The 23,612-nt window shown below is 60.2% G+C and carries 21 protein-coding genes; 10 read left to right on the top strand and 11 right to left on the bottom strand.

Annotated elements, in window-relative coordinates; genetic code table 11:
* Positions 1–384: 384 nt before the first annotated feature.
* The 6 genes from P8K07_16100 to P8K07_16075 are packed head-to-tail and all read right to left on the bottom strand — an operon-like array spanning position 385 to position 7,038.
* Positions 385–1,512, bottom strand: coding sequence for an ArsA-related P-loop ATPase (locus P8K07_16100; GenBank protein ID MDG1960048.1), 1,128 nt, complete (start codon positions 1,510–1,512; stop codon positions 385–387).
* Positions 1,512–2,450, bottom strand: coding sequence for an ArsA-related P-loop ATPase (locus tag P8K07_16095; protein ID MDG1960047.1), 939 nt, complete (start codon positions 2,448–2,450; stop codon positions 1,512–1,514). The genes P8K07_16100 and P8K07_16095 overlap by 1 nt, the downstream gene beginning before the upstream one ends.
* Positions 2,447–3,448 (bottom strand): NAD-dependent epimerase/dehydratase family protein, encoded by a 1,002-nt coding sequence (locus tag P8K07_16090; GenBank protein MDG1960046.1) that lies wholly within the window; start codon positions 3,446–3,448, stop codon positions 2,447–2,449. The genes P8K07_16095 and P8K07_16090 overlap by 4 nt, the downstream gene beginning before the upstream one ends.
* Complete coding sequence (locus P8K07_16085; GenBank protein MDG1960045.1) at positions 3,445–5,235, bottom strand: fatty acid CoA ligase family protein; 1,791 nt, start codon at positions 5,233–5,235, stop codon at positions 3,445–3,447. Before P8K07_16085 ends, P8K07_16090 begins: the two co-directional genes overlap by 4 nt.
* Positions 5,132–6,025, bottom strand: coding sequence for an alpha/beta fold hydrolase (locus P8K07_16080; protein ID MDG1960044.1), 894 nt, complete (start codon positions 6,023–6,025; stop codon positions 5,132–5,134). The genes P8K07_16085 and P8K07_16080 overlap by 104 nt, the downstream gene beginning before the upstream one ends.
* On the bottom strand, positions 6,022–7,038 hold the full coding sequence (locus tag P8K07_16075; GenBank protein MDG1960043.1) for a 3-oxoacyl-ACP synthase III: 1,017 nt from the start codon (positions 7,036–7,038) through the stop codon (positions 6,022–6,024). The genes P8K07_16080 and P8K07_16075 overlap by 4 nt, the downstream gene beginning before the upstream one ends.
* Before the next feature lie 348 nt (positions 7,039–7,386).
* Here P8K07_16075 and P8K07_16070 point away from each other — a divergent pair, with 348 nt between their 5' ends.
* Positions 7,387–7,995 (top strand): DNA-3-methyladenine glycosylase, encoded by a 609-nt coding sequence (locus P8K07_16070; GenBank protein MDG1960042.1) that lies wholly within the window; start codon positions 7,387–7,389, stop codon positions 7,993–7,995.
* Positions 7,996–8,162: 167 nt separating this feature from the next.
* Positions 8,163–9,683 carry a right-handed parallel beta-helix repeat-containing protein gene (locus P8K07_16065; protein MDG1960041.1) on the top strand — a complete coding sequence of 507 codons (1,521 nt, stop codon included), beginning with the start codon at positions 8,163–8,165 and terminating at the stop codon, positions 9,681–9,683.
* A 54-nt stretch (positions 9,684–9,737) separates the two neighbouring features.
* Here the strand turns inward: P8K07_16065 and P8K07_16060 are convergent, their stop codons facing one another.
* The gene (locus P8K07_16060) at positions 9,738–10,655 is read right to left on the bottom strand and encodes an alpha/beta fold hydrolase (protein ID MDG1960040.1); all 918 of its coding nucleotides are present in this window, start codon (positions 10,653–10,655) and stop codon (positions 9,738–9,740) included.
* 118 nt (positions 10,656–10,773) lie between these two features.
* Here P8K07_16060 and P8K07_16055 point away from each other — a divergent pair, with 118 nt between their 5' ends.
* The 3 genes from P8K07_16055 (at position 10,774) to P8K07_16045 (ending at position 14,008) form a co-directional block, all read left to right on the top strand.
* Complete coding sequence (locus P8K07_16055) at positions 10,774–11,247, top strand: hypothetical protein (GenBank protein ID MDG1960039.1); 474 nt, start codon at positions 10,774–10,776, stop codon at positions 11,245–11,247.
* A complete protein-coding gene (locus P8K07_16050; protein MDG1960038.1) occupies positions 11,244–12,419 on the top strand; it encodes a transporter substrate-binding domain-containing protein in 1,176 nt (391 codons plus the stop codon). Before P8K07_16055 ends, P8K07_16050 begins: the two co-directional genes overlap by 4 nt.
* A 65-nt stretch (positions 12,420–12,484) precedes the next feature.
* The gene (locus P8K07_16045) at positions 12,485–14,008 is read left to right on the top strand and encodes an FAD-dependent monooxygenase (GenBank protein MDG1960037.1); all 1,524 of its coding nucleotides are present in this window, start codon (positions 12,485–12,487) and stop codon (positions 14,006–14,008) included.
* Between the two features lie 28 nt (positions 14,009–14,036).
* Here P8K07_16045 and P8K07_16040 read toward each other — a convergent pair whose 3' ends face one another.
* Entirely contained in the window at positions 14,037–15,542 is a 1,506-nt protein-coding gene (locus P8K07_16040) for a hypothetical protein (protein ID MDG1960036.1), read from the bottom strand.
* A 259-nt stretch (positions 15,543–15,801) separates the two neighbouring features.
* On the opposite strand from P8K07_16040, the gene P8K07_16035 reads away from it, so the two are divergent.
* Complete coding sequence (locus P8K07_16035; GenBank protein MDG1960035.1) at positions 15,802–16,248, top strand: MAPEG family protein; 447 nt, start codon at positions 15,802–15,804, stop codon at positions 16,246–16,248.
* A 15-nt stretch (positions 16,249–16,263) separates the two neighbouring features.
* Here the strand turns inward: P8K07_16035 and P8K07_16030 are convergent, their stop codons facing one another.
* Positions 16,264–17,277: a class I SAM-dependent methyltransferase gene (locus P8K07_16030; GenBank protein ID MDG1960034.1), complete on the bottom strand. Its 1,014-nt coding sequence runs from the start codon at positions 17,275–17,277 to the stop codon at positions 16,264–16,266.
* Between the two features lie 64 nt (positions 17,278–17,341).
* Here P8K07_16030 and P8K07_16025 point away from each other — a divergent pair, with 64 nt between their 5' ends.
* Together P8K07_16025 and P8K07_16020 are read left to right on the top strand one after the other, a co-directional pair.
* Positions 17,342–17,851: a nuclear transport factor 2 family protein gene (locus tag P8K07_16025; protein ID MDG1960033.1), complete on the top strand. Its 510-nt coding sequence runs from the start codon at positions 17,342–17,344 to the stop codon at positions 17,849–17,851.
* Between the two features lie 33 nt (positions 17,852–17,884).
* Entirely contained in the window at positions 17,885–18,688 is an 804-nt protein-coding gene (locus P8K07_16020; protein MDG1960032.1) for a dienelactone hydrolase family protein, read from the top strand.
* Positions 18,689–18,692: 4 nt separating this feature from the next.
* On the opposite strand, the gene P8K07_16015 is transcribed toward P8K07_16020, so the two are convergent.
* Positions 18,693–19,580 (bottom strand): NAD(P)-dependent oxidoreductase, encoded by an 888-nt coding sequence (locus tag P8K07_16015; protein MDG1960031.1) that lies wholly within the window; start codon positions 19,578–19,580, stop codon positions 18,693–18,695.
* A 92-nt stretch (positions 19,581–19,672) separates the two neighbouring features.
* On the opposite strand from P8K07_16015, the gene P8K07_16010 reads away from it, so the two are divergent.
* Complete coding sequence (locus P8K07_16010; GenBank protein MDG1960030.1) at positions 19,673–20,101, top strand: nuclear transport factor 2 family protein; 429 nt, start codon at positions 19,673–19,675, stop codon at positions 20,099–20,101.
* 19 nt (positions 20,102–20,120) lie between these two features.
* Here the strand turns inward: P8K07_16010 and P8K07_16005 are convergent, their stop codons facing one another.
* A complete protein-coding gene (locus P8K07_16005; GenBank protein MDG1960029.1) occupies positions 20,121–21,140 on the bottom strand; it encodes a TauD/TfdA family dioxygenase in 1,020 nt (339 codons plus the stop codon).
* A 112-nt stretch (positions 21,141–21,252) separates the two neighbouring features.
* On the opposite strand from P8K07_16005, the gene P8K07_16000 reads away from it, so the two are divergent.
* A complete protein-coding gene (locus P8K07_16000) occupies positions 21,253–23,607 on the top strand; it encodes an FUSC family protein (GenBank protein ID MDG1960028.1) in 2,355 nt (784 codons plus the stop codon).
* Positions 23,608–23,612: the final 5 nt, after the last annotated feature.

Here is a 23,612-nt window from a genome sequence, read left to right as displayed (position 1 = left end):
ACCGAGGCCGCCCCCCTGGTCGATGTCTTCCCGACTCTCTTCGAGATCCTCGACATGCCGATCCCGCCTGGGCTGGACGGGCAATCGCTCGGGGGAACGAGCCGTGCGGCAGCATCCGGGACACGGCCCCGATTCGCGATCAGTCAATCGGGCCAATGGGCCAATCCCACCTGCCGCAAGATGAAAACTTGCGAGTGGCAGGAAATCTTCGCCCTCCGCAGCAGCAACTTCAAATTGGTCCGCCAGCCAGATCAGAGTTTCACATTCCATGATATGCGCACCCGCCGAGCCCCTCCTGCCATCGAGCGAGACCCAGGAGCTCGACCCGCAGACCCGTCAAAGACTTCGTCTACTGGGCTATATCGAGTAGGGCCCGCCCGCAGTTTACAGCGATCCCTCCGGACTTCCCTCAAGAGACTCTGCCAGAGCCAGAAGGGCGCGGAGCTCCGAGGCCGCCGTCGGCAGATCGGGCAGCGCGATGACAAACCCTTGCGGAAATCTCTTCCCGAGGGTCCTGGCCAAAGCGACGTGCTCGGAGGCCAGAGAGGCCTCCGCCTGCGCCATCGGCTGCAGGACCGCCCACGCAGCGCGGAGATCCGCCGATGCGTCGGCTGGCAGGAGGTCCGCTGTCGGCATCGGATCCTCGACGGTTCCCGCCAGACTGCGATTGAGAACGAAACCAGAGACCGGCAGGGACAGCTCGTGAGCCTTGGCCGCAAAATAGTCTGCCTCCGCCAGCGATTCGGCAGCCGGCGAACTTACCAGAAGGAAAGCGATTCCCGGACCGCCAAAAAAGGATTGCATTTCCTCGTGGCTGCTCCCGAGGTACGCCAGGATCTGCTCGAAAAGAACAAAGAACTGCTGGATCTCCGCACGGGCTCGTTTGCCAAACGCCAGATCCAGCAACCCCTCAAAAAGGCCTGCGGCCGCCCGGCGCAGCCGGCTCTCGGCATCGGGAATGAAAAGTCCCAGAACGCGACGGTCCAGAAACGCCGTCGAGCGCGACGGGGCATCGAGAAAACGAAGCGCATCTCGCGAAGGCGGCGTATCGAGAACGATCAGATCGTAGCGGTCACTACGAACGAACTCGTGCAGAGCCTCGACGGCCATATATTCCTGCATGCCGGCGATCATCGAGGTGATGTTCCGGTAGACTCGATTCTCGAGCAGGCGTTCCGCGCTGGCGACATCCGGTGTCAGGCGGCGGACCATGGAGTCCGAAACTGCCTGCGGATCAAGCATCCATGCCGACAGGCTGCCGGAGGCGGGAACCGCCATCGCATCCAATCGCTCGCGATCAATCTCGGTTGGCTCAGTCGCATTGGGTGAAACATCCAGCGTCTGGGCCAACCGCTTGCTCGGGTCGATCGTGATCACCAGAACACGACGGCCGGAGCGGGCCGCGGCCAAAGCCAACGACGCCGAGGTTGTGGTCTTGCCGACACCCCCCGCGCCACAAACAACCACGACGCGTTTGTCGGCAATCAATTCCTGCACGCCTGTCGCCGCCATCAGGTGCCCCAACCTTTCGCCAACTTAGCGGCGACTTCTGCGGCGGTTGCCCCCTGTGCTCGAGGCAGGAGAGGCGCCTCGACGACCGGCACCGATGTTGCCTCGGTGATTTGCGCACGAGCCCTCCCGACGGCCTCGGCCTGATGAAAAGCTCTCGTGCCATGCAACGAATATGCGGCCAGCAGCGGCTTGAGCGCCTCGCGTTGCGCGGGCGAGAAAGGATCCACAGGCACCCGGTTCAGGATGAGACCGCCGGTGGTGACGTGCGTCTTCGCCAGACCATCTACGAGCTCGATCGCCTCGGTGACCGGCAGCGGTTCGGGCACGGTGACCACCCAGGCCAGACACTTCTCGGGGTCATTCAGATAGGCCTGCCCCTCGCGCATATAGCGGGGAATAGGCCCGTCGGGGAGCGCATCGAGGAGGACTTCCGGCAGGCTGGTCAGAGCCAGCGTCTGTCCGGTGGCGGGCATATCGGCTACCACGACTTCATGCACCGGGGCTCCCTGCGCATCAGTCTCCTGCAGCAACCGCAAAAGATGATAGAAGACGCCGAGTTCGTAAAGAGAAGGCACAGCGGCGACAAATTTTTGTAAAGTCTCGGAGCGCAATGCCGTGCGAATCAACGGACCAGCAGGAATCACCTGATGGGCAAAGAGTTCGTGACCACGAGTGGCCCATACAAGGCACCCGAAGAGTCCCGGCGGACCGAGAGGCTCGGGGTCCGGACCGAGGTCCGGCTTGCCAAAGCAGGCGCCTACAGACGATGGGCCGCCGTCGGGATCGCCGATCTCGCACAATAGAACGCGCTTGCCGCCGACCGCGGCAAGCCTCGCCATAGCCGCGGCAACCGTGGTGCGGCCGACCCCGCCCTTTCCCGTCACAAGATGAACTCGACGCTCGAGGAGGTCCGTCGGAAATCCAAGCCCTTCGCTCACGAAGATCGGCTTTCCGCGAGGAGCGATTCTCGCAGGCGGGTGAGGCCTTGTTCCATCGACACAACCGGATCGTAACCCAGATCGCGTCGGGCAGCACCCAGATCGTACCAATGCGCGGTAGAGAGTTGTTCTGCCGCAAATCGAGTGAGCGGCGGCTCGTCAGTGCGACGCAGCAGATGGAAACAGGCTTCGGCAGCAGCGCCCGCCCACCAGGCAAATCGAGCGGGCACTGTGCGCGTCTCCCGGGGAAGATCGGCCGCGCGGAGAAAAGCGTTGACCAACTCGGCCGAAGGCATCGGTTCACCTTGAGCGATGAAATAGGCGCGTCCCGCGCAGGGTGCCTGCGGCGAAAGAGCATCACCGGCGCCGAGATGAGCGCTGACGGCATTATCGATATACGTCGTATCGACCAACTTCTGCCCGTCGCCAACCAGTCGCAGTCGACCCGCCCGCGCTCGAGCCAACAGGCGCGGCAAAAGTTGTTGATCCCCCGGGCCCCAGACCAAATGGGGTCGCAGCGCCACGGTCGCCAGGGCCGGCCCGTTGGAGGCGAGCACAAGTTTTTCCGCCTCGGCCTTGGTGCGCGGGTAGCTCGCCGTGAAATGGGTTGCATAGGGTAGCGACTCATCGCCACCTTCGATATCGGCTCCCGTATGCACAACACTGGGCGTGCTGGTGTAGACCAATCGGCCCACACCTTGCTCTCGACAGGCGGCGATCACCCGTTCGGTGCCGACCACGTTGGTCTGATGATAGGCCGCCGCGGGGCCCCAACCTCCGACCCGAGCAGCAACGTGAAAGACGATCTCGCAGCCTGCAACTGCGCTCGACAGCGCTTTTGCATCGACCAGATCCCCGCGCATATGCTCCACGCCGAGCGCCGCGATCTCCGGATGACAGCCCCGCGAGTAGCTGCGCACCTCGTCGCCTCGCGCGGCCAACGCTCGAACCAGAGCACCTCCGAGAAATCCCGCACCGCCAGTGACAAGGGCCTTCATGCCCCAGCGCCTCGGGACCACGCACGCGGGCTCGATTGCCGAGTCGCCCACCGCTGAAGTTCCGGACGGCCGATCTTGGCATTATGACGAATATCGACCGGGAATTTTCGGTGGAAGAAAATATCACGGATATCCCGCGTGGAAGGATACCCCGCCCCCAAAGCCAACAACTCCTCGACGACTCGGGACCTCTCGTATCGCCTCACCTCGGGTTCCAGTTCGACGCAAAGCACAGGACGCGATGCTGATCCGTCAGGAACACCGACCAGAGCAGTCCGGCGCACCTGAGGATGACGGTCGAAGATCGCCTCGCAGGGGATGCTGAACATCGTTCCATTGCTCGCTTCGACACGGTCAGCCTTTCGACCGCAGTACCAGAGCCGACCGTCTGCATCGAAATAGCCAACATCTCCCATTCGGTGCCACAACTGGCCCGAGGCATCTTTCATCTTGGCGGCCCGAGTCTCTTCGTCCAGATGATAATACCCACGGGTGACCTGAGGGCCCGTGACGATAATCTCACCGATTTCCCCCTGCGGAAGTTCGCGCTTCGACTCATGAACGGCAAAGGCCTGCTCGGAGATCGCAAGGATCCGAACTTCCACCGAAGGGACCGGGCGCCCGACACAAACTCCAGCGCCCTGATCGGTCAGTTCCCCGGTCTCTCCCAGAACCTCATCGCTGCCAATGCAGGATACGGGAAGACATTCGGTGGCCCCGTAAGGCGTCAAGACGCGGGCCCCGTCAGGAAGCACCTGAAGAAAACGCTCCATGATCGCCGCAGAGACTGGAGCACCCGCCGAAACGACCCGCCTGAGAGTCGAGAATCGCATCCCATGCGCAATTCCATAACGCCCGACAGTATCGAGGAGCGCTGGCGAACCAAAAAGATTCGTCGCCGAAAATTGCTCTGCTGCAGAGAATATCCTTCGTGGGTCAACGGATCCGGGACGAGTCGGGTCCATATCCGGGACGACCGCGGTCATTCCCAATGCAGGATCGAAAAGTGCAAAGGGCGGGAAAGTTGGCAGATCGACCTCACCCTGCGGGTGCCCGGCAAGTTCACGGATGGCCTCCACCTGCGCTGCGAAATTCTGATGCGTATAAAGCACGCCCTTGGGGGCACCGGTGCTGCCGCTGGTAAAGAGAATCGCTGCGAGATCATCGCCGTTGGTATCAGCCACCGGGTAGGCTTCTTCCGACAGGCCTTCACGACAAAGGCCGGCCAGGGTCGTCTCTCCCGGAGTACCCAGACGGCCAACCGTCACCCGGATCCGAATCGTACGGCGGCCCCAACCGAACAGGCGGCAAGCCAAACGTGCACGGGGAATCCCGACAAAAGCCTCCGGCTCGGCGTCGGAAAAGCAACGAGACAGACGGCGCAAACCAATTCCCGGATCGACCACCACCGGCACCGCACCCATCTTCAACAAACCGAGCATGAGCGCGAAAAAGCTGCGATCGGGCGGCACCATCACTGCGGTCCGCATGCCCCGGGTCACACCAGCCTTCGCCAATCCTCGCGCGATTGCATCGCTTTCGCGGTCCAGTTCCCGGTTGGTCGCGCCGGCATAGGAGACCTTCTGACCCCGGGCACTCACCGGGTAGTGGATGGCCACGGCGGCAGGGTCCTGGCGGGCACGTTCGAGAACTAGCGAGGCGACGTTCACTATCGAGCGCCCGTCAGGGGTGTCTTTCCAGAAAATCGCGCAGGATTGGCGGGATTTCGGCGGCCGCATCCTCCAGGACATAATGCCCAGCGTCAGGAAAATGGTGTCCTTCCGCATGAGGCCAATATTTCTCGAAAACTCCCATCACCTTGGGCCCGAAAACAAAATCCTGATCCCCCCAAAGAAGCAAGACAGGGGTGCTGGTAAATAGCGCCAGACCACGCTCGACCTGACTGACGGTCTCGTAGGAAGGGTCCCCCGGACGAAGCGGAATATCTTGCACGAAGCGCAGTGTCGCCAAACGATTCTCCGGGGAATTATAAGGCGCGGCGTAGGCATTCCGCACCTCGCGCGACAGTCTCTTGCGGGGAGCAATCCACCCGGCACCGCGACTGAAGAGGTTTGCCCGTCGGACCAGAAATGCCGCCAATCGGGTATCGCGGACAAAGGATAACATTGGCGGCATCGACATATCGTCGGGCAAATGAAAGGCCGCGGTATTCATCAAAACGATTCGTCCCACCTGATCGGGATGGCGTGCAGCCCAGCCCATCGCGATCATGCCCCCCCAATCGTGTGCCACCAGCGTAACCGGCTCCTGAAGATCCAACGAATCCAGCAAGGCTTCGAGATCATCGATTCGATCCTCGAGCCGGTAGCCATAGCGATCGGCAGCAGGCTTGTCGGAGTAGCCACAGCCCATATGGTCAGGCACCAGAACCCGATGGTCGCGCCTGAGCTCCAGCACCAGATTCCGAAAATAAAACGACCAGGTCGGATTCCCGTGCACCATGACCACGGGCTGGCCCTCTCCTTCATCGAGGTAATGATAACGAAGACCGTGACGATCAAGGTAGCGGCCCGCAAACGGATAGAGGGACCGTGCGACGTGCGCCGGCTCTCTCACCAGATGATTTCGCCAACCGTGCAGTTCAGACCGCTACCGATCCCGGCAAGAACAATCCGATTACCTTTTTGAATTCGCCCGAGGTCGAGTGCTTTCGACAGCACGATCGGCACCGACGCCGGACCTATATTGCCGAACAGATCCACAATCAGAAGTGTCTTCGCCACGTCCAATTCCAAACTCTCCGCCAACTGCTCGGCATGGCGCTGACTGACCTGATGGAGACAATATTGATCGACATCGGAGGCCTCGAAACCAAGATGCTGGCGGGCGCCAGCCCAGGTCTTTCGTGACAACTCCACACCCTCGACCATCAAGCCCTTGGTGTCGGTGATCCCGCGCTCGACTTGCCCGACGCACAGCCGGTTATGCTCGGTGGCCGCCAGACTGAACGTCCCGCGGAAGCGATGTCCATCCGGCACCAGGTCCGCGCGAGCCAGAATCATCGCAACCGCTCCCGAACCGGTGGTCAGCGAGGCAAACTCGTCACGGAAGGTCGCGAGGTCCGTCTCCGGTCGTCTCAAGCGCTCGATTGTCGATTCCACCAGAAAACGGCTCGATTCGGCATCCACAATCATCCCGTAATCGATCTGGCCCCGTTCGATCATATTGCCGACGACTTCCATTCCATTGAGAAAAGCAAGACAGGCATTGCCCACATCCATATTCATGCAGGTAGCCGGCAAGCCAAGATTTCCATGGACCAGGCAGGCCGTGGATGGCTCGACGTAATCTCGACAAACCGAGGTGTTCACGATGATCCCCAAACAGGATCGGTCGAGACCAGAATCGGCCAGAACCGCTTCGGCCGCCAGAGTTGCCGCATCACTGGGCTGGACTCCCTCGTCCCAATAGCGGCGCTCGCGAATGCCGGCGACTGATTCGAGCAGATTGGGCGGCATGCCCAGTCGTTCCATGGTTTCTTCGAGTTCGCTCTGGATTGCGGCCGAGGTGATGCTGTGCGGGGCGTCCACATGGCGCACGCTCACAATCGATAGGTTGTCGAAATTCATTCCGCTCCCGGCCGGTTCCGCTGAAACTCTGGCCGATCTGGCCAGCGAGGTGCTCGCCCGGCCCCCGTACACTCGAGTCCGAGACAGCAGGCTGGCTTTAGCCCAAGGGGAGCGGCCCCGCCACGAAGCCTAAAAGGCCCGCAGCGGCCGGGCATGGTTGCGGGGCGCGAGAAATCTTCCCTCCTGTGGAAATCCTGTGGGAAAACCACGGAAATCTATCAACACGGTAAATCAGCATTGAGGAAAACTATCCACAGAGGGATCCTCGGCGGACCTCGATCCGGCCGGGGCAACGGAGCAAGACCATGACGGCTCGCCAGAGAGCGCCGGATCGGTCAAAACGATGCCATGCCTATCGATCGTCAGATATGCGCCGAGGGCGCCCGTCATCTAAGGCGCGTGGACCCCACTTTGGCAGAGGTCATCGGAAAGATCGGCCCGTGCACCCTGCGGGTGCGCCGGGATCGCTTTGCCTCGCTCGCGCAATCGATTCTATCCCAACAAGTCTCGACGCAGGCCGCAGCCACGATTGGCCGACGCCTGGCGGCAGCCGCCGGCGGGCGAATCTGCCCGGAAGCACTCGCGGGGTTGACCGACGAGGAGATCCGGGGTGCCGGGGTGAGTCCCCAGAAACTTCGCTATATCCGCGACCTTTGCGATCGGACCGCCGACGGACGCATCCAGCTTTCGCGCCTCGGCCACCTTTCCGATGCCCGAGTCATCGAGACCTTGACCTGCGTGAAGGGAATCGGAGTCTGGACCGCTCAAATGTTTCTGATTTTCGTTCTCGGAAGAACCGATATTCTGCCTTGCGGCGATTTGGGCGTCCAGAATGCGATGCAACAACTCTATGGACTCGCCGAGCGGCCCTCACCACCCGAGATGGAGGCCATCGCGGCCCTCTGGCACCCTTATGCCTCGATCGGCTCCTGGTATTGCTGGCGCTCTCTGGACTGAGCCGATGCCCCTGCGGTTGCCCTGCCTTGGGGCATGACAAGTGCCAAGCCAAACCACCTATCCCTATAAAAGCTTGTTTTTACTGGAATTAAAACCCACCAGCGCACTCGGACGCAACTCGCCGCTGCGGCTTCCACTCCTTTCGGAACTCCTTTAGAGTCAATTCCATGACTGCTCGATGTCACCAAACTCTGTCATGGACCAGCGTCCTTTTGATTCCGATCCTCCTGCTGCTCGCGAATCCGTCCTTTGCCGGGCGGATGGCTCAAGCCGAGTGCGGGGGCGAGATCCCATGCGCCTGCGGGGATCGTGTGGTCGAGAACTACACCATGACCGAGGATCTGGGCCCTTGCACCCGTGACCCTGCCAACCCCTCGGCCGAATTGATCGGCCTGCGGATCAATTCGGATGTGACGCTCGATTGTGCCGGTTACTCGATCACCGGACCTCAGGACAGGGCCAAGGAAGCTTTCGGCATCAAGGTTGGCTCAGCCACGAGGCCCAGCGAGAACTCCACCGTTCGCAATTGCACCGTGCGCGGTTTCTGGTGGGGGATCTACGTGGCGAATTCGAACGATATTCTCCTCGAAAGCAATATTGCCGAGGATAATGGTTGGTTCGATCCCGACGCCAACGGAACTGGCTACGGGGTCGATATCGCCAACTCCCTGCGAGTCACCATGCGGGACAACCTGGTCCAGAACAATGGGAACGAAGGGCTCCACCTCACCGCATCCACCAACAGCCTCATCGAAAACAACACCTTCATCGACAACGGATTTGAACAGGTCTACATCATCGGTGCCGATCGCAACGAGATCCGGGGCAACCATAGCACCGGCGGGCGCCAAGGGTTGGAGATGCGCGATTCGGACGAAAATTCCTTCAGCCATAATTTCTGGGGCGAGGCTGAAAAGCATTGGCTGGAAAACGACAACGATAATAATACATTCGACTATGACCAGTTCGTGGGCACCCTTCGCATCAGCGACCATTCGAGCAACAATACTTTCGAGAATTGTCGCTTTCTGAAAGTGACCGGCGATTGCGTCTGGAACCAGGCAGCCGATAACACTCTGGTGCGCCCCTTTTTCGAGGCTTGCAAGAGGGACGTCTTCGCCACCGAACCCATCCGCATCGAGCAATCCGCCACAGCCAACCGCACGCTCCGCAAAAAGTCTGTGACCCAGACGCTTCCCGGGTGCACCGCTGACTTCAACGGGGACACGATCGTCGATCAGCTGGACCGTAACCTCCTCGAGAATGCCCTCGGCAGCACGCCGACAGACTCGAATTGGGTATCGGCGGCCGACTTCGACCACGACCAGATTATCAGCGCGATCGACCAGGGGGTTCTGGAAGCTCAATTCGGCGCCTGCAGCGCCCTGCAAAACCCGGTGCCAAAAGTCGCTCTGCAGAAAAAAATTCTCAACAAGGGCACTGAAAGCTACACCGTGATGATCGATGCTACCCGCTCGGGGGACAACGAGGATGCGCTGGTCCATATAGACTTTTACGCGATCGATCTGATTCGCGACGAGATGGTCTTTCAAGCGCGACGCCCGCCGGGTGCCGAGGCAACCGTGACGTATGAATTCCCCCGGGGGAAATACATGCTCTACGCGACGGCCTTCGATCGCTTCGGAGCCAACTCGCAGCCCAAGAAGCGCGGACTCATCGTCCGCTAAGTGCTGACCGCCCGCGAAGGCATGGCCGGTATCCCTCGGGGCTTGGTCGGTGCGCTACTCGGCCGCTAGATGCCGGTGCAGGAAATCCCGAACCACGGTGGCGACCTGCGTGAACGCTACGCCCTCGTAAGCCACAAAATGGTCGCCGCTGACCATTTCCAATTGTTTGGGCTCGGGGGCTCGCGCAAATGCATCGAGCGCCACAGAGGTCAGGGCAAGCCGGTCTTCGGTAGCCACGACCATCAGCAGAGGAGCCTGCAAATGAGCGATGCACTGGCCCGGATCAAACGGAGGGTCACAGTCAAAAGCATTGGCTAGCGTCACTTCATTCCGCCAGGTCGATTTGACGGAACCACCATGCCGGAGGAACCAGGCGGCTGCTTCTTCCTGAGGAAGGAAGGCGGGACGAGTCGATCCCTCGGGATCGTCAACCACAGCCAATTCCATCGGCGGTGCCTGAGCGCTTCTGGACAGCGCCTCCGGACCCGGAGCGGCCAGGGCATCCCGAATCTTGGTCCAGGCATGGGCGGTATCGCGATAGTCTGTGCCGGGCATTCCCGCGAGAGGAGCATTGGCAACCACCGCGCGAATCGTGGCATCCACCGAGCCAAGCACCAAAACCTCGCCCCCGCTGAAACTCCTGCCATAAACCGCCAGTCGCCCAGAATCGACCTGCGGATGAGCCGCCATCCACGCCAATGCGTGCTGATAATCGATGGTCTGTGCCCACGGATTGATCTCCTGACGCGGATCTCCCCCGCTCTCCCCCAGATTCCGATGATCATAAAGCAGAACAGCCAGGCCCGAGACCGAGAGAAATTCGGCAAGGTCCGGGAGACACATTTCCTTTACCGCGGAAAACCCGTGCGCCATGACAACCCCGGCGCACGGCGTGTCCTGTTCGGGAAGGTAGAGGACTCCGCGAAGCTGCGTACCTCCACTGGCGGAAAAAGAAATCTCTTTTCGGGACATGCGCTGGCTCTACAGCCTCGCCAATTCGGTGCCATCAGGGAAGAGCATGCTCGAGGCAGAAACCGTACGCGAGGCGACAACGTTGGCCCCCATGATCATAATCTCCTAGACTTCCGCCATGTTGAATCTTCTCCTGCCCCGCGAGGTGAGCAATCGGTACGAGGGGCACAAGCTTGCCCTCCTGGCCTTTATCCCGCTGGTCGGGGTGACAATTGCCCGCAGCCTGATTCATATCTTTCGCGCGGATGGGGGCGCCCAGTCCATCGCCACCATCCCGCTCGATAGCTACACGCCGGCGGCCGCCGGCGCGGTGATCACCATCTTTGCGCTCTGGGGACTATCGCAACTGCTGGTCGGGCTGCTCTATCTGGTCGTGTTGCTGCGCTATCGGGCACTGGTCCCGCTGATGTACCTGGGGATGCTCATCGAGTATCTTGGACGGATTGGCATCGGCCTATGGAAACCCCTGGAGACCCTCCAGACGCCTCCGGGCGCCCGGCTCAACCTCGCCATGGTCGCTCTCGCAACACTGATGCTGACCCTCTCTCTGCGCCAAAGCAGCCCCGCACCGGTCGAACAGGATTTGAATTGAACCATCCGATAAAAAGAATTCTCCATGGAGTGGCCCTGCTCTCCCTCGCACTGCTGCTCGCGCCAGCCAATCTAGTGGCGGCACCGGAGCCCCCAGCTTCCGGCACGACCGACGCGGCCACAAGTGCCAAGCCCGACAGCAAAGCGAAAAAGCTGCGCATCGGGACCAAGAACGCCCCGCCCTTTTCCTTCCAGCTTCCCGATGGGACCTGGACCGGGATCAGCATCGACCTATGGCGTGCGATCGCCGAAGATCTGAATCTCGAATTCGAGATCCACGAACTCGAACTCGAGAAATTGATCGAGTCGACTCGCCAAGATAAAGTCCAGATCGCCGTAGCCGCTATCGGAATGACCGCCCAGCGCAACCAAATCATCGAGTTCTCGTATCCTTTCTTTGGCACCGGCCTCGCGATGGCCGTAAAGTCCGGCGAATCGGGCGGCTGGTGGGAGTTTCTGAATCGGCTTTTTTCCAAATCCTTTCTGCGTTCGGCCGGACTTCTCTTCCTGATTCTGCTCGTCACCGGAGTTCTGATCTGGGCAGCCGAGCATCGACGAAACCCGGCGCAATTTGGAGGCTCGGCAGCTGACGGAATCGGTGCCGGCTTCTGGTGGTCAGCGGTCACCATGACCACCGTTGGCTACGGCGACAAATCACCCATCACACCATTGGGGCGAGGTCTCGCACTGGTATGGATGTTCATCTCCCTGTTTGCCCTTGCCGGGTTGACCGGAGCAATGGCATCCGCCCTGACCGTGACGCAGCTTACACCGCGGATTCAGGGTCCGGCCGACCTTTCGCGGGTCCGCGTAGGAGCACTTGCCGGTTCTACCGGGGCGGAATATCTGCGTCAGAACTTCATTCTCTATTCCACTTTCCCGAATACCGAGGCAGGCCTCGACGCCGTGAAGGCCGGTAAAATCGACACTTTCGTGAACGACGAACCCGTTTTGGCCTATGGCGTCAAAAGAGACGGGACGGGAGAACTCTCGATCTTGCCGCAAACTTTTGATCCCGGATTCTATGCCTTCGGGTTCCCGCGTCACAGCCCATTGCGCCGCGACGTCAACTCCTCGATTCTCCAGATTATGGAAACATCCGAATGGCTGGGCATCCTCGCTCGCTATGTCGATGCTTCAAAGCAACACCTCGAGGTGCCTCCGCGAGACTAGAAATGTCTCTCTTGAAAGCCGCTGTGATCGCAACGCGAACCGGTTGCAAAGGACAGAGCCTGGCAATGCCAACGATGGAACCAATTCTTGTAGTGGGTGCAGGGCCGGTAGGGCTCGCCGCAGCCCACCGGCTTCTCTGGCATGGATGCGAGGTGCGCATCATCGATGCGCAAGCGGGACCGACTTCCTTATCGAAGGCTCTCGTCGTCTGGCAACGGACACTGGAGACCCTCGACAGCAGCCTTCCCCATGAACGGTTCCAGCAACATGAGGATGCCCAGATCCTGCAGGGGGCCATCCTCCAGACGGCTGAAGAAACCATCGGCAGAATCGTCCTGAACGAACCGAGTTCGCCGATCCCGACCGGCTTGCTTCTTCCGCAATCCGCGACCGAGGCCACCCTGATCGAACGGCTCCGCGAACAGGGCGTCGAGGTCGAGCGCAACACTTCACTGGGTGAATTTCGTCCCGATGCGGACGGTATCACCTGCCAGATTCACTCAGAGGCGGAAGGGGATTCCGAGGCGCGCTTCCCCTGGATGATCGGAACCGATGGTGCGCATTCGCGAGTCCGCCACGGACTCCACCTCGACTTCCCGGGCGCTTCCGTCGATCGCCGCTGGATCCTCGGCGACTTCTCTATCGATCAGGATTTTGATCCTCAATTTATTCGGGCCTGCCTTTCCCGCGATGGAATCGTCGCCCTCTTCCCCGCGGGGCACCGTCGCTGGCGGATCATCGTCGACAGCGGAACTCCCCGGCCGGAAGCCTCCACCGGCCCTCCCACCGAGGCTGAACTCCAGAACTTGCTCGACACCCGCACCTCGACTGGGTGGACCATTCAGGAGAGTTTTTGGTTGAGTGAGTTTTTCATCAACGAACGCATCGTCGACAACTACCGTCACGACAGAATCCTGCTTGCGGGAGATGCAGCCCATGTCCACAGCCCGGCCGGCGGCCAGGGCATGAACACGGGAATTCAGGATGCCGTCAATCTGGCTTGGAAACTCGCTCTGGTTGCTCGTGGCGGCGCGCACCCAAGACTGCTCGACACCTACCACGAAGAACGTCACCCCATCGGCGCCAGAGTCGTCGAGAATTCCTCCAGAATGATTCGTCTGGCGATGCTGCGGAGCCCGATTCTGCAACGAATCCGATCCTTCCTGCTGCGTCACCTTCTGCGAAGGGACTGGGTCGCTCCTCGACTACGACCCTTCCTTTCCGAAACCGATATCCATTACCGAGGGACTTCGCTGGCACAGGGGATACAGGGTTCCGCCGGACTGCAGCCCGGCGATCGGCTTCCCGACTTGTCGGAAGCAGGGAAACCGATCTACGAGAAGCTCCGACACCCAGGCGCCACGCTTCTCATCGCGGGGCCGAAACGTGAGGAATGGTCTTCCCGCCTTGGCGGCAACGAGCAGGCCTGCCCGATCGTCCCGGTCGAAATCCAACCAGAAGGCCAGCTTGCGCGGACACTAGGCATCCAACCCGGACATGCGGTACTGGTGCGACCGGACACCTATATCGGCACTTTTGCCCACGAAGGCGACGACCTTCGTCGGTGGATCGAGGCGATGGGCACCTGAGCTGGTAGCTCGGTGCCCATCCTCTCGATCACATCCGTTCCGCCAGCAACGCCTGGACATCGAGGGTTGGAGAAGCCGGCTCAAAGGTCTGATTGCTATGCGGCGGATACGCCATGAAGCGGCTGAATCCCCAGATCGCAATCCCGAGAAATCTCTCGTCTTCACGAATCCCGCTCGCGTCAATCGCATCCAGAGCGGCCGCTACGTATTCCCGCTGCGCATAGCCCGAAACCGCACCACTATAGGACTCAAATTCCTTCGTGGATGCCGCTCCCGGGATCGCCAACTGGAAGCCGACATCGTAGGCGCCATCCGCATTGCGCATCACGGTCGCCAGTTCGGCCTCCACCAACCGCCGATACTCTTCAGGCGTGTTCGCCACCCCTGCAGGCTTCGAGCCCAGATCGTACAACGACAGCACCAGGTAACCGTTCCCGTAACGGGTAAACATCTCACCCAACTGTGGCGTCATTGCCTTCGCGAAGGTGAACACGGAGAAAAATCGGCCCGCCGGAAAACGCTCCGTAACACAGGGGACGATCGCTTCTCGCGCCTCGTTCTGGCCGGCCAGATTCAGCGCTACCTGATCGTAAAAATGTGCCTGAGCCGCGACGTTCAGGTCGAAAGGCTCCAGATCCAACTGCACGCCCGCAACACTTCCGTCGGCACAGACGGTATTCGCAAACGTATCGGCGTAGGTCCGCGCCTGAGCTTCATTTAGGGTATGGAATTGTTTGAGATATCCATCCCCGTCGAATCGACCGTCAAATACTGGAATCACCAGCGTCTCGGAGTCCAGATCCCGGTAGACTTGCGACGACTGAAACCCGCTGGTCCCAACTTCCTCAAAGGACCTCGAGCGATGCGCGGATGAGGGCGGGTAGTAATAGACATGCATTTTCTCACGGCTGCAATCATCGTAGCCAAGACATTCCATCTCGAGATCGCCGCCGTAGGAGAAGACCTGATTCAGCCGATGCTCCTTCGAGGCGAGTGCATTGAAACCGCGTAGCTCGGGAAGCCAGAGCCCCGCTCTCGTGAAGGGCGGGCCCGCCGGCCCCTCGCTGAAGAGTGCATCGTAAACCCATGTGCCGTTGCCCCGGGGCGGCATTTCCTGAGCGACCGGAGTTTCAGGATCCACAGGCGGCTCCGGGTTGACCGGTGGCTCGGGATCCACAGGCGGCTCCGGGTTGACCGGTGGCTCGGGATTCACTGGCGGCTCGGGCAAGTCATCGAGCGCAACGCAGGTGCCGTCCGATCGAATGGCGACGCCTACAAAGAAAGCGGGCATCTTGATGGATCCCCAGCGACTGCGAAACGCCTCGCAAGGTTGAGGGTCCATCGCCGAAGAAAGGCTGAACCATTTGTGTCGATCATCACCCCAGGGCTCAGGGACCTCGAACAGACTTTCGGGAGAGATCTCTACCGTCGAGGTGGCCGCAGGATCCGTAATCTGGAGACTGGCACCCGTTTCATTGATCAACGTCAGGGCATGAACCGAAGGCGCCCACGCCAGACAAAATGCTGCTGCCATTGCAAAAGATCTTCTCATCTAAATATCTCCGGGAATCTCGACAAAAAGCCGAAAATAGCCCACTGGTGCCTGACGTATATGGCACGATTTGACTGCTGAATTTCCCCTAACGACGATGGGCGGACCGTCCTATTCAAAGCCGAAATCGGGAGGCACGCAGACGACAAGGAGCAAGCTGGAGCATGCCCCCATGCGAGATCTGGAGGCTTCCTTGGGGCTCGAATTTGAAAGCGCGTTCCATTCGCGGTAGCCGACGCGCATGGAACCTTTTCTCGGAGATCCCGCTTTTCGAACCTTCGCTGTCTGCACCGCGATTCTCGTCCTGAAAATGCTGGGCGTGAGCTTTTATACGGCAATCCAACGTCGAACATCGAGTGGCTACACCAACCCCGAAGACACGGCGTTCGCTGACGAAGGTGTCGAGGCATCCGAGGTCGAAAATGCGGGGGTTGCTCGTGCGCTCCGAATCCATCGCAACGATATGGAGAGCATCCCGCTCTTTTTTGCGATCGGGCTTGTGTACGTGCTGCTAGGAGCCTCGGCTTTCGGAGCGACGCTCTACTTCTGGGGATTCACGGGCTCGAGAGTCTTGCACACAATTGCTTATGCTCGCGGCATGCAACCGGCCCGTGCCCTTCTCTGGGGATTCGGGACGCTCTGCCTCATCGGCATGAGCATCAAGGTTCTCACCCAGCTGCTCGCCTGAAACTGCAGCTCGGGTTCAGATACCAATCCACGCAATCTTCAGCGGGTGGTTGCCGTCAAAGCTGGGGACGTCGACGTCGGGCTGCAGGCGTTCCAGACTCTGAATCGGTCGACCGGCCTTGGCCGCAGAACGACGCAACACGTCCGTCCAATCATCAAAGTCGACTTGTGCGACATGATTCGTGCACAGCAAATGCCCGCCGGGCGAGGTTGCCAACAGGGCTGGTTTGAAGAGGGTCGGGTAGTCTCGCACCACATCCACTGCACCGAAGGCTGAGCGCGACCAACGCGGGGGATCGAGCACAACGATATCAAATTGCCGTGGCTTGCGGCTCTTGTAACGTAATTTTCTCCCGCCGCGATGATCCTGAATTCTCATCCCGGCATATTGTCGAATCACCGGAAAAACATCCTCGTGGATATTTCGCCAGGCCGTCGGATTCGCTGCTCCACCGTCCACCTGAATATCGTTGAGTCGGGCGTTCCCGGCACCGACTTCCAGCGCGGTCCGCGCAAAATCAACGTTCCACGCCGCGGTCGCGCCGCCCGCGATCGCAGCCACACCCGCGCTGCAGGTATAGGAAAAAAGATTCAAAACCGTCTTGCCGGACGCCGCTTCCCGGATTCGCCTGCGCGCGACTCGCGAATCGAGAAAAAGAAGAGGATCGCCCACCTTGTGTCGCGGATGCACGTCAAAACGGAGACCATGTTCCGTGCCGACTACCCGAGCCGGCAGGTCCGGTACCGGGAAAATCTCGCGCGGCTTGCCTTTTTCCTTGCCTCGATGATTCCAGACCGTGATCAGGTCTTCACCCAGAGCCGCCTCGACACATTGGTGAATTTTCTCGATTTCCAGCTCCGTCAAAGGATCTCGCCAGGTCTGCAAGAGGAGCACGGAACCATACCGATCTATCGCCAGACCGGGCTGGCCCTCGGCCGCTCCATGGAAAAGCCGCACGCAGTCGGTGTCCTCAAGGGAAGCCAAAAAAGACGAGCGGGCTTCCAGAGCGTTCTCGATGTTTGAAAGCATCGAAACAGCTTAACATCCGGGACAGCTTTCGCGCATTGTCGGTTCCGGGCTATAGTCCGACCCCATGGAATCTACCCCCGAAGAGGAAACGATCGACTACATCGCTCTGCGGCGGCTGCAGAATCGCTATGCGGATATCGTGACACGACGGGCATGGCCCGAGCTCGGCGAAATCTTCCATCCCGATTGTACGCTCGACCTATCGCTGGGAGATCGATCCGCCCAATTCATTGGCCCAAAGGCCGTCGGCACCTTCATAGGCGAGTCCGTCGAGCGGTTCAGTTTCTTTCAGTTTGTCGTTCTGAACACCGTCTTCGAGATTCGAAGTTCGGAGAATCGCGCGGTCGCCCGGATGTATATCCATGAGCTGCGCGTCGAGCGCGCGACGGGCCAGCGCACCGATGCCTACGGTGTCTACCATGACCGGTTTGTTCGTGACGAAAACCCGGGATGGCGCTTTATCGAGCGGCATTATGGTTCCTTCTCTCGCACCGCCCCGGCGGAATCGGAGGAGGATCAAGTCGTCTTCCCCCTACCCGAGCGCGACCTGAGCGCCTGGATAGACGAGTCATGACAGGATCGAGGCCTTCATGCTCCGGAGAACTTCATGAGTGATCTGGCCGAATTTTCGCGTACCAATTTTACTCACGCAGGCGTCCAACGGGATGTATACCGGCGCGGTGAAGGCCCGGGCGTTCTGGTGATGCATGAGATTCCCGGAATCACGCCCCAGGTTGCGGCCTTCGGGAGTCGCCTTGCCGACGCGGGATTCAGCGTCTTCATGCCAACCCTCTTCGGCACCCCGGGCCGCCCGATGTCTTTCCCCTACCTCGGACAGCAATTCGCTCGCGCCTGCATCAGGCGGGAATTCCGCGTGCTCGCCGCCAATGAGTCCAGCCCGATCACGGAGTGGCTCCGAGCGCTGGCACGATATATCCATCAGGAAATCGGAGGGCATGGCGTGGGTGCGGTCGGCATGTGCCTTACCGGGAACTTCGCGCTGACTCTGGCCATGGACGAAATTCTGAGAGCGCCCGTCCTTTCACAGCCCTCGCTGCCCTTCTCGGTGGGTCAGGCGCGGCGGCGCGGCCTGCATCTCTCCCCCGACCAACTGCAACGACTGAAGGAGCGCACCAGCAAAGACGGACTCCAGGTTCTCGGACTGCGGTTTCAGGGCGACCCGCTTTGCCCTCCCGAGCGTTTCGAAACGCTACGCACGGAATTGGGAAGCGCCTTTGAGGGAATCGAGCTCCCCGCCGAGAGCGGCAATCCCGCGGGCAACAAGCCCGCGCATAGCGTGCTTACCACGGACCTGATTGACGAAGAAGGGGAACCAACCCGAGCCGCCCTCGATCGCGTGCTCGCGTTTCTTCGGGAACAGCTTCTCGATCCCGGCGCGACTCCCACCTGATGGACTAGAGGCTCTCCGTGGCTGCCACGCCACCCTCCCGGTAGAGCAGCAAGAGCGCCTGAGTTCCCTTGCGCCCAAGGCCTCTGGATTCCAGAAGCCGGTACAGCCGGGCCGCGCCGGCCAGCCCGGGAAGGTCGAGTCCGAGATTTGCAGACTCCGCGAGCGCGATCCCCAAATCTTTCACGAAATGTTCGACGAAAAACCCCGGCTCGAAATCTCCGTCCAGCATCCGTGGTGCGAGATTCTGAATGGTCCAGGTGGCGGCAGCGCCCTGACTGACGGCCTCGACCATTTTGCGCGGGTCCAACCCGGCAGCCTCGGCATAAAGAATCGCCTCACACGCACCCACCATCGACGACGAGACGAGGATCTGATTGGCCATCTTGGTATGCTGACCCGCGCCGGCATCACCCATGAAAACGATGGTTCGCCCCATGATTTCAAATAGCGGCATCGCTCGATCGACCGCTTCCCATGAGCCGCCGACCATAATCGAAAGGCTGGCTTCGCGAGCACCTTTGTCGCCTCCTGAAACCGGCGCATCGATCGCAGAAATGCCCCTCGCGGCGGCTTCCGTCGCCAGGCTTCGCGCGAGCGACGGCGTGCTGGTGGTCATATCGATCAGAAGCGACGGGGGATTCGAACTCGAGAGCGTGCCGTGGGGGCCCAGATGGATCTCCTCGACATCCGCCGGGAAGCCCACCATCGAGATTGCCACATCACTGTCGAGGGCCGCCTCCGCCGCCGAATCTGCCCATTTTGCGCCCTGCCCCAGCAAATCCGCTGCTTTCTCCCGGGTTCGGGTATGCACCGTGAGGTCGTGGCCTGCTGCCAGCAGATGTCCCGCCATCGACTTGCCCATGACGCCTGTACCAATAAATCCGATTTTCATGCGCTTGCATTCCTACGCCGGCGACAGGCGCAGGTCCAGTGAAATTGCCAAAGCGGATCGACCACTGCTCAGATTTTGGATAGAGAGGGCGCATGCCGATACCGGATAAAGCTGCCCTGATGAATTTCGCCGCGAAGTACGTCGAGCTCTGGAACAAGCACGACCTCGAGGCGTGGACTGAAAACTGGCGTCAGGTCGCACCCGGCGACTTCCGCATGCTCGATCCGGTCGGCACGCCCGAAAAGCACGGGTTCGACGCCTGCGCCAAGGAACCGTGGAATCTTTTCAACGCGCGCGTTCGTTTCAAGCATCACAACGATATTATCTTTGTGAACGGCAACGAGTTGGCGTGGGTGCTCGAGAATCAGATTACGACCGATGACAAGACCTTCATCGGCAAAAGCATCGAGACCTTCCGCTTCGAAGAAGACGGCTCCGTGACGATCCGAACCTGGTACGACGTGCCCGAACGCAAGCCGACCGAACTCGGTGATATGTTCCAGACCTACCTGCCGGAATAATTGAAACTTCGAGGAGCGCCTATTCGGTGCGAAGTCGGCTGGCGGTTCGTTTCCGCCCCCAGTGATCGCCGGCATGGTTGTGGAACCAGACCGGACGGCTTTTCAATACTCGGGTCTCCAACCAGAGCCTTTTCAGGTGCCGGGTCGCCCCGCCTCCAGCTCGGTCAGTATAGCCCGACCGTCCGTGCAGAACATGATAATTATTGATGAACTGCATATCGCCGGGGCGTAGCTCCATCGCGACATGGCCCTCGGGCCCGTCCGCCATCGCCACCAGAAACTCGAGACCCTCACGCGCCTCCGGAGACAGCCTTGGCGCGTCTGCGTGGCGCTGCGAGGCAAGAATATACGGCGGGATGCAGCGGCAAAACAGCCGGCCCTCCCATTCCGTAAAGACAGGGATTTCGTACCACCCCTTCTCGCCCGCGCGTTGCTCCCCGCGGAAATCGTTCGGCTGGGGCTGATAGAGCGCCTCGGCCAATTCAGGCCGCTCTCGGACAAGCCGGTTATGAATGGCCACCGAATTTGCAATCATCGACAGACCACCAGACGCGCCTGCTTGCAGACACATCAGCCCCACCAAATCCGAGCCATCGCAATGGAAGGGCAGCGCCATGCCCCCGATCTCGTTTCCCCGAACATTCGGATCGTTTACATCCTTGCCCTGATCGACAACATCGCCAAGGAGATGCCCCTTGTGATTCTGCGGCCAGGGTCGGCCAAGGTGCATGCCAATACCCCAGTAGAGTAATTCCATCTCCTGCTGATCGTAGCGGGCTCGATCGATTCCCCGGAGTCGCACAAAGCCACGACCCGAGATCAGCTGGTCCTCGATTTGCTGCAAACGAGGCGCAAGTCCGGGCAGCGGGAAATCCTCCCTCTCGACCTCGAGGACATCCGAGGAAACCTCCAATGCGTGGCGCAGCGCTGCATCAAGTTCCTCCAGCTCATCCCGATCGAAAACTTCGGTCCAGCTGGATTCATCGGCCACATCGCGGGCTTGCCACTCGCACTCCTCTTCAAGAATTTTCAAGTCCATGCTGTTCCTCCGGATCTTCACAAGATTCGTCGATAATCCCGGATATCACAAGCCGACCATAAAAACTGTGGCACTCTTTCCTGGCAATCTCGATCAGGCTAGCCTCCGCCAGGTGTTTGAAAGGCTCGCAGCATTCCTCCGACTGGAGCTGGCACCTTCGCCGGCTCGCTGGCGGGCGACCTCACGGGTCGTGATTGCCTGTGCCATCGCCACGACACTGGTCATGACCCTCCAGATACCTCAGGGATCATGGCTGATTATTACGATCTTGATCGTTTCGCAGCCCGATGCCGGGGCCTCCATCGCCCGGGCCCTGCAACGGTCTGCGGGCACTCTTCTCGGTGGCGGTTTCGCCATCGGTCTCGCCATCACATTTCCGCAGCAACCATGGATCCTGGTTCCATTTTTCGCTCTCGGCCTCGGCTACGGGATCTACCTGAGTCGGACATCAGCAGCTCCCTATATTCCGATTCTGGGCAGTATGACGATGATCCTCGCCATCGGCGGAGTGGATACCAACGCGGCCGAGGGAATCGACACCGCCCTCTGGCGGTTTCTCAATATCGGCACAGGAAACCTCATCGGTACTCTTTGTCAGGCATTCCTTTGGCCGGAAAAGCCCGAGAACCTTCTTCGCCAGCACCTGGCGCAAAGTCTCAGAAATTCGCGTGAGCGACTCGACCAGTCCCTGCGACCGGCATCGGAGGTACTCACGGATCCTGCAATTCTCGCCGAAAGCGAAGAGCGCGTCATGAACTCGCTGGCTACCTGGACCACATGGATGCAAAATGCCGAGCACGATCAACGGCAGTTCCGTGTCCATCATGACATGATCATCGAGCTGATTGGCGATATCAATCAGGTCGCCATAGCAACGCAACAGATTTCCCGCGCCAGCAGCGCCCTTGCCGTCGAGGGAGTCGCCACCGAATTGCCGGACATGGGGCGCCATGCGGTCGAAGCCGCGCAGGATCGCTGTTCGCAATATGCGGCGGCGATTGAGGGGCGCCACTGGCACGCCGAACTCGACGGCCTGATGCCCCTTGCTGATCGATTCCGGCAATGGATGGCCTCCACTCAGGGCGGCGGCCTGACATCGGATACGAATCCACATGATCTGGCCCGCGCTTCCATTCTTTCCGCGGCAACCAGCGCCGCCGAAGGATTGGATGCCATTCCAGGCGCCACCAACTTCCTTCGCAAGCCTGCCGACCAGATTCGGCAGGAGCCCTTCGGAGCCACATCGAGTCGACCCACCGCCGCGGACCCGTTATTTCCCGAAGAAAAAAGATTCAACCCACAAGATGCGATCGCCGCGACCAAGGCAACGTTGGCCGCAATGATCGCCTACATCTACATCAACGCGATCGACTGGCCGGGCGGCATCACGGCGGTCGTCACGGCGATCCTTGTCTCGCTCGATAATTACGGAGCCATCATTCAGAAATCGGCCCTCCGGTTTGCCGGTGTTGTAGCCGGGGGACTGCTGGCTCTTGTGGCAATCCTTGCTGTCATTCCGAATATTGAGTCGTTGCCGGCCTTTCTGATCGTCACCAGTGTTGTTTTTGGAATCGGTGCCTGGGTGCAGGCCGGCAGTTCCCGAATCTCCTATGCGGGCCTGCAATTATCCTATGCGGCCGCCTTGTGCCTGATGCCGACGCATGGACCGTCCATCGACCTCGTGCCGTGGCTCGATCGAATGCTTGGCGTATCTCTGGGAATCTTTTGCATCGCGGCTGTCTATGCCTTCTTCGGTGAAATCCGAGCACGGGTCTGGTCCCTGGACAATGTCGCCGAAACTCTCCGTGTCATGGCGCAAGCGTCTCGAATCGGCCTGCGCGATCGGGATCCTCGATCGGAAGAAGTCGTCATTCAAAAATTCCGCTACGAGATCTATCGACGAATTGCCTTCAGCTACCGCCTGCTCTCCGAGTCCTGCTACGAAGACTGGTTCGACTCGGACCGAGCCGGCGCAGCCCGCGAGACCGAGAACCTGCGACGCGTCATCGACCGAGTGCGTGGCCTGCAGCGGATTCTCCTCTCGCTGCTCTGGAATCGACTCGCCTACCAACGACACTCGAATCCGGCTCTCGAGGGACGCGAGGCGGTCGAGGCACTGGGACGCACTCTGCCGGCGTTACTGGAATCATTCGCGCGACAGGTCGAGCAACCCGGCGAACGTTCCAGCGATGCCGAAAAGGCTCTCGATGAATTTCGTCGGCATCAGGAAATCGCCCGCGACCGTGTCGGGGCAGAGGCGCTTCGATCAGGCTTATCCGCGGACGACCGGCTCGCTTACGAGCGCATGAGAGCCCAGCTGGGATTCTACGAACATCTGGAAACGATTCTTTCGCTGCTGGAAAAGGACGCGTGGGCCTTGCATGTTCGTCAGGACAACTTCTCCCTCGCCGCCTGGTTGCGCGGATCCGAGCAACGACGCTCGGCTCCGTCCATTCGGCCCGCCTGAAGCCC

Source organism: Candidatus Binatia bacterium (genome assembly GCA_029248525.1).
In the GTDB taxonomy this organism is placed as follows: Bacteria; Desulfobacterota; Binatia; order UBA12015; family UBA12015; genus UBA12015.
Note: the sequence above shows the minus strand (reverse complement) of the source record. Positions and strands in the feature narration are given on the sequence as shown.

Coding starts and splice junctions, on each gene's coding strand:
- P8K07_16100 (MDG1960048.1), bottom strand. CDS start 1,512: ATGGCGGCGACAGGCGTGCAGGAATTGATTGCCGACAAACGCGTCGTG.
- P8K07_16090 (MDG1960046.1), bottom strand. CDS start 3,448: ATGAAGGCCCTTGTCACTGGCGGTGCGGGATTTCTCGGAGGTGCTCTG.
- P8K07_16085 (MDG1960045.1), bottom strand. CDS start 5,235: ATGCGGAAGGACACCATTTTCCTGACGCTGGGCATTATGTCCTGGAGG.
- P8K07_16075 (MDG1960043.1), bottom strand. CDS start 7,038: ATGAATTTCGACAACCTATCGATTGTGAGCGTGCGCCATGTGGACGCC.
- P8K07_16070 (MDG1960042.1), top strand. CDS start 7,387: ATGCCTATCGATCGTCAGATATGCGCCGAGGGCGCCCGTCATCTAAGG.
- P8K07_16065 (MDG1960041.1), top strand. CDS start 8,163: ATGACTGCTCGATGTCACCAAACTCTGTCATGGACCAGCGTCCTTTTG.
- P8K07_16060 (MDG1960040.1), bottom strand. CDS start 10,655: ATGTCCCGAAAAGAGATTTCTTTTTCCGCCAGTGGAGGTACGCAGCTT.
- P8K07_16055 (MDG1960039.1), top strand. CDS start 10,774: ATGTTGAATCTTCTCCTGCCCCGCGAGGTGAGCAATCGGTACGAGGGG.
- P8K07_16045 (MDG1960037.1), top strand. CDS start 12,485: ATGCCAACGATGGAACCAATTCTTGTAGTGGGTGCAGGGCCGGTAGGG.
- P8K07_16040 (MDG1960036.1), bottom strand. CDS start 15,542: ATGGCAGCAGCATTTTGTCTGGCGTGGGCGCCTTCGGTTCATGCCCTG.
- P8K07_16035 (MDG1960035.1), top strand. CDS start 15,802: ATGGAACCTTTTCTCGGAGATCCCGCTTTTCGAACCTTCGCTGTCTGC.
- P8K07_16030 (MDG1960034.1), bottom strand. CDS start 17,277: ATGCTTTCAAACATCGAGAACGCTCTGGAAGCCCGCTCGTCTTTTTTG.
- P8K07_16025 (MDG1960033.1), top strand. CDS start 17,342: ATGGAATCTACCCCCGAAGAGGAAACGATCGACTACATCGCTCTGCGG.
- P8K07_16020 (MDG1960032.1), top strand. CDS start 17,885: ATGAGTGATCTGGCCGAATTTTCGCGTACCAATTTTACTCACGCAGGC.
- P8K07_16015 (MDG1960031.1), bottom strand. CDS start 19,580: ATGAAAATCGGATTTATTGGTACAGGCGTCATGGGCAAGTCGATGGCG.
- P8K07_16010 (MDG1960030.1), top strand. CDS start 19,673: ATGCCGATACCGGATAAAGCTGCCCTGATGAATTTCGCCGCGAAGTAC.
- P8K07_16005 (MDG1960029.1), bottom strand. CDS start 21,140: ATGGACTTGAAAATTCTTGAAGAGGAGTGCGAGTGGCAAGCCCGCGAT.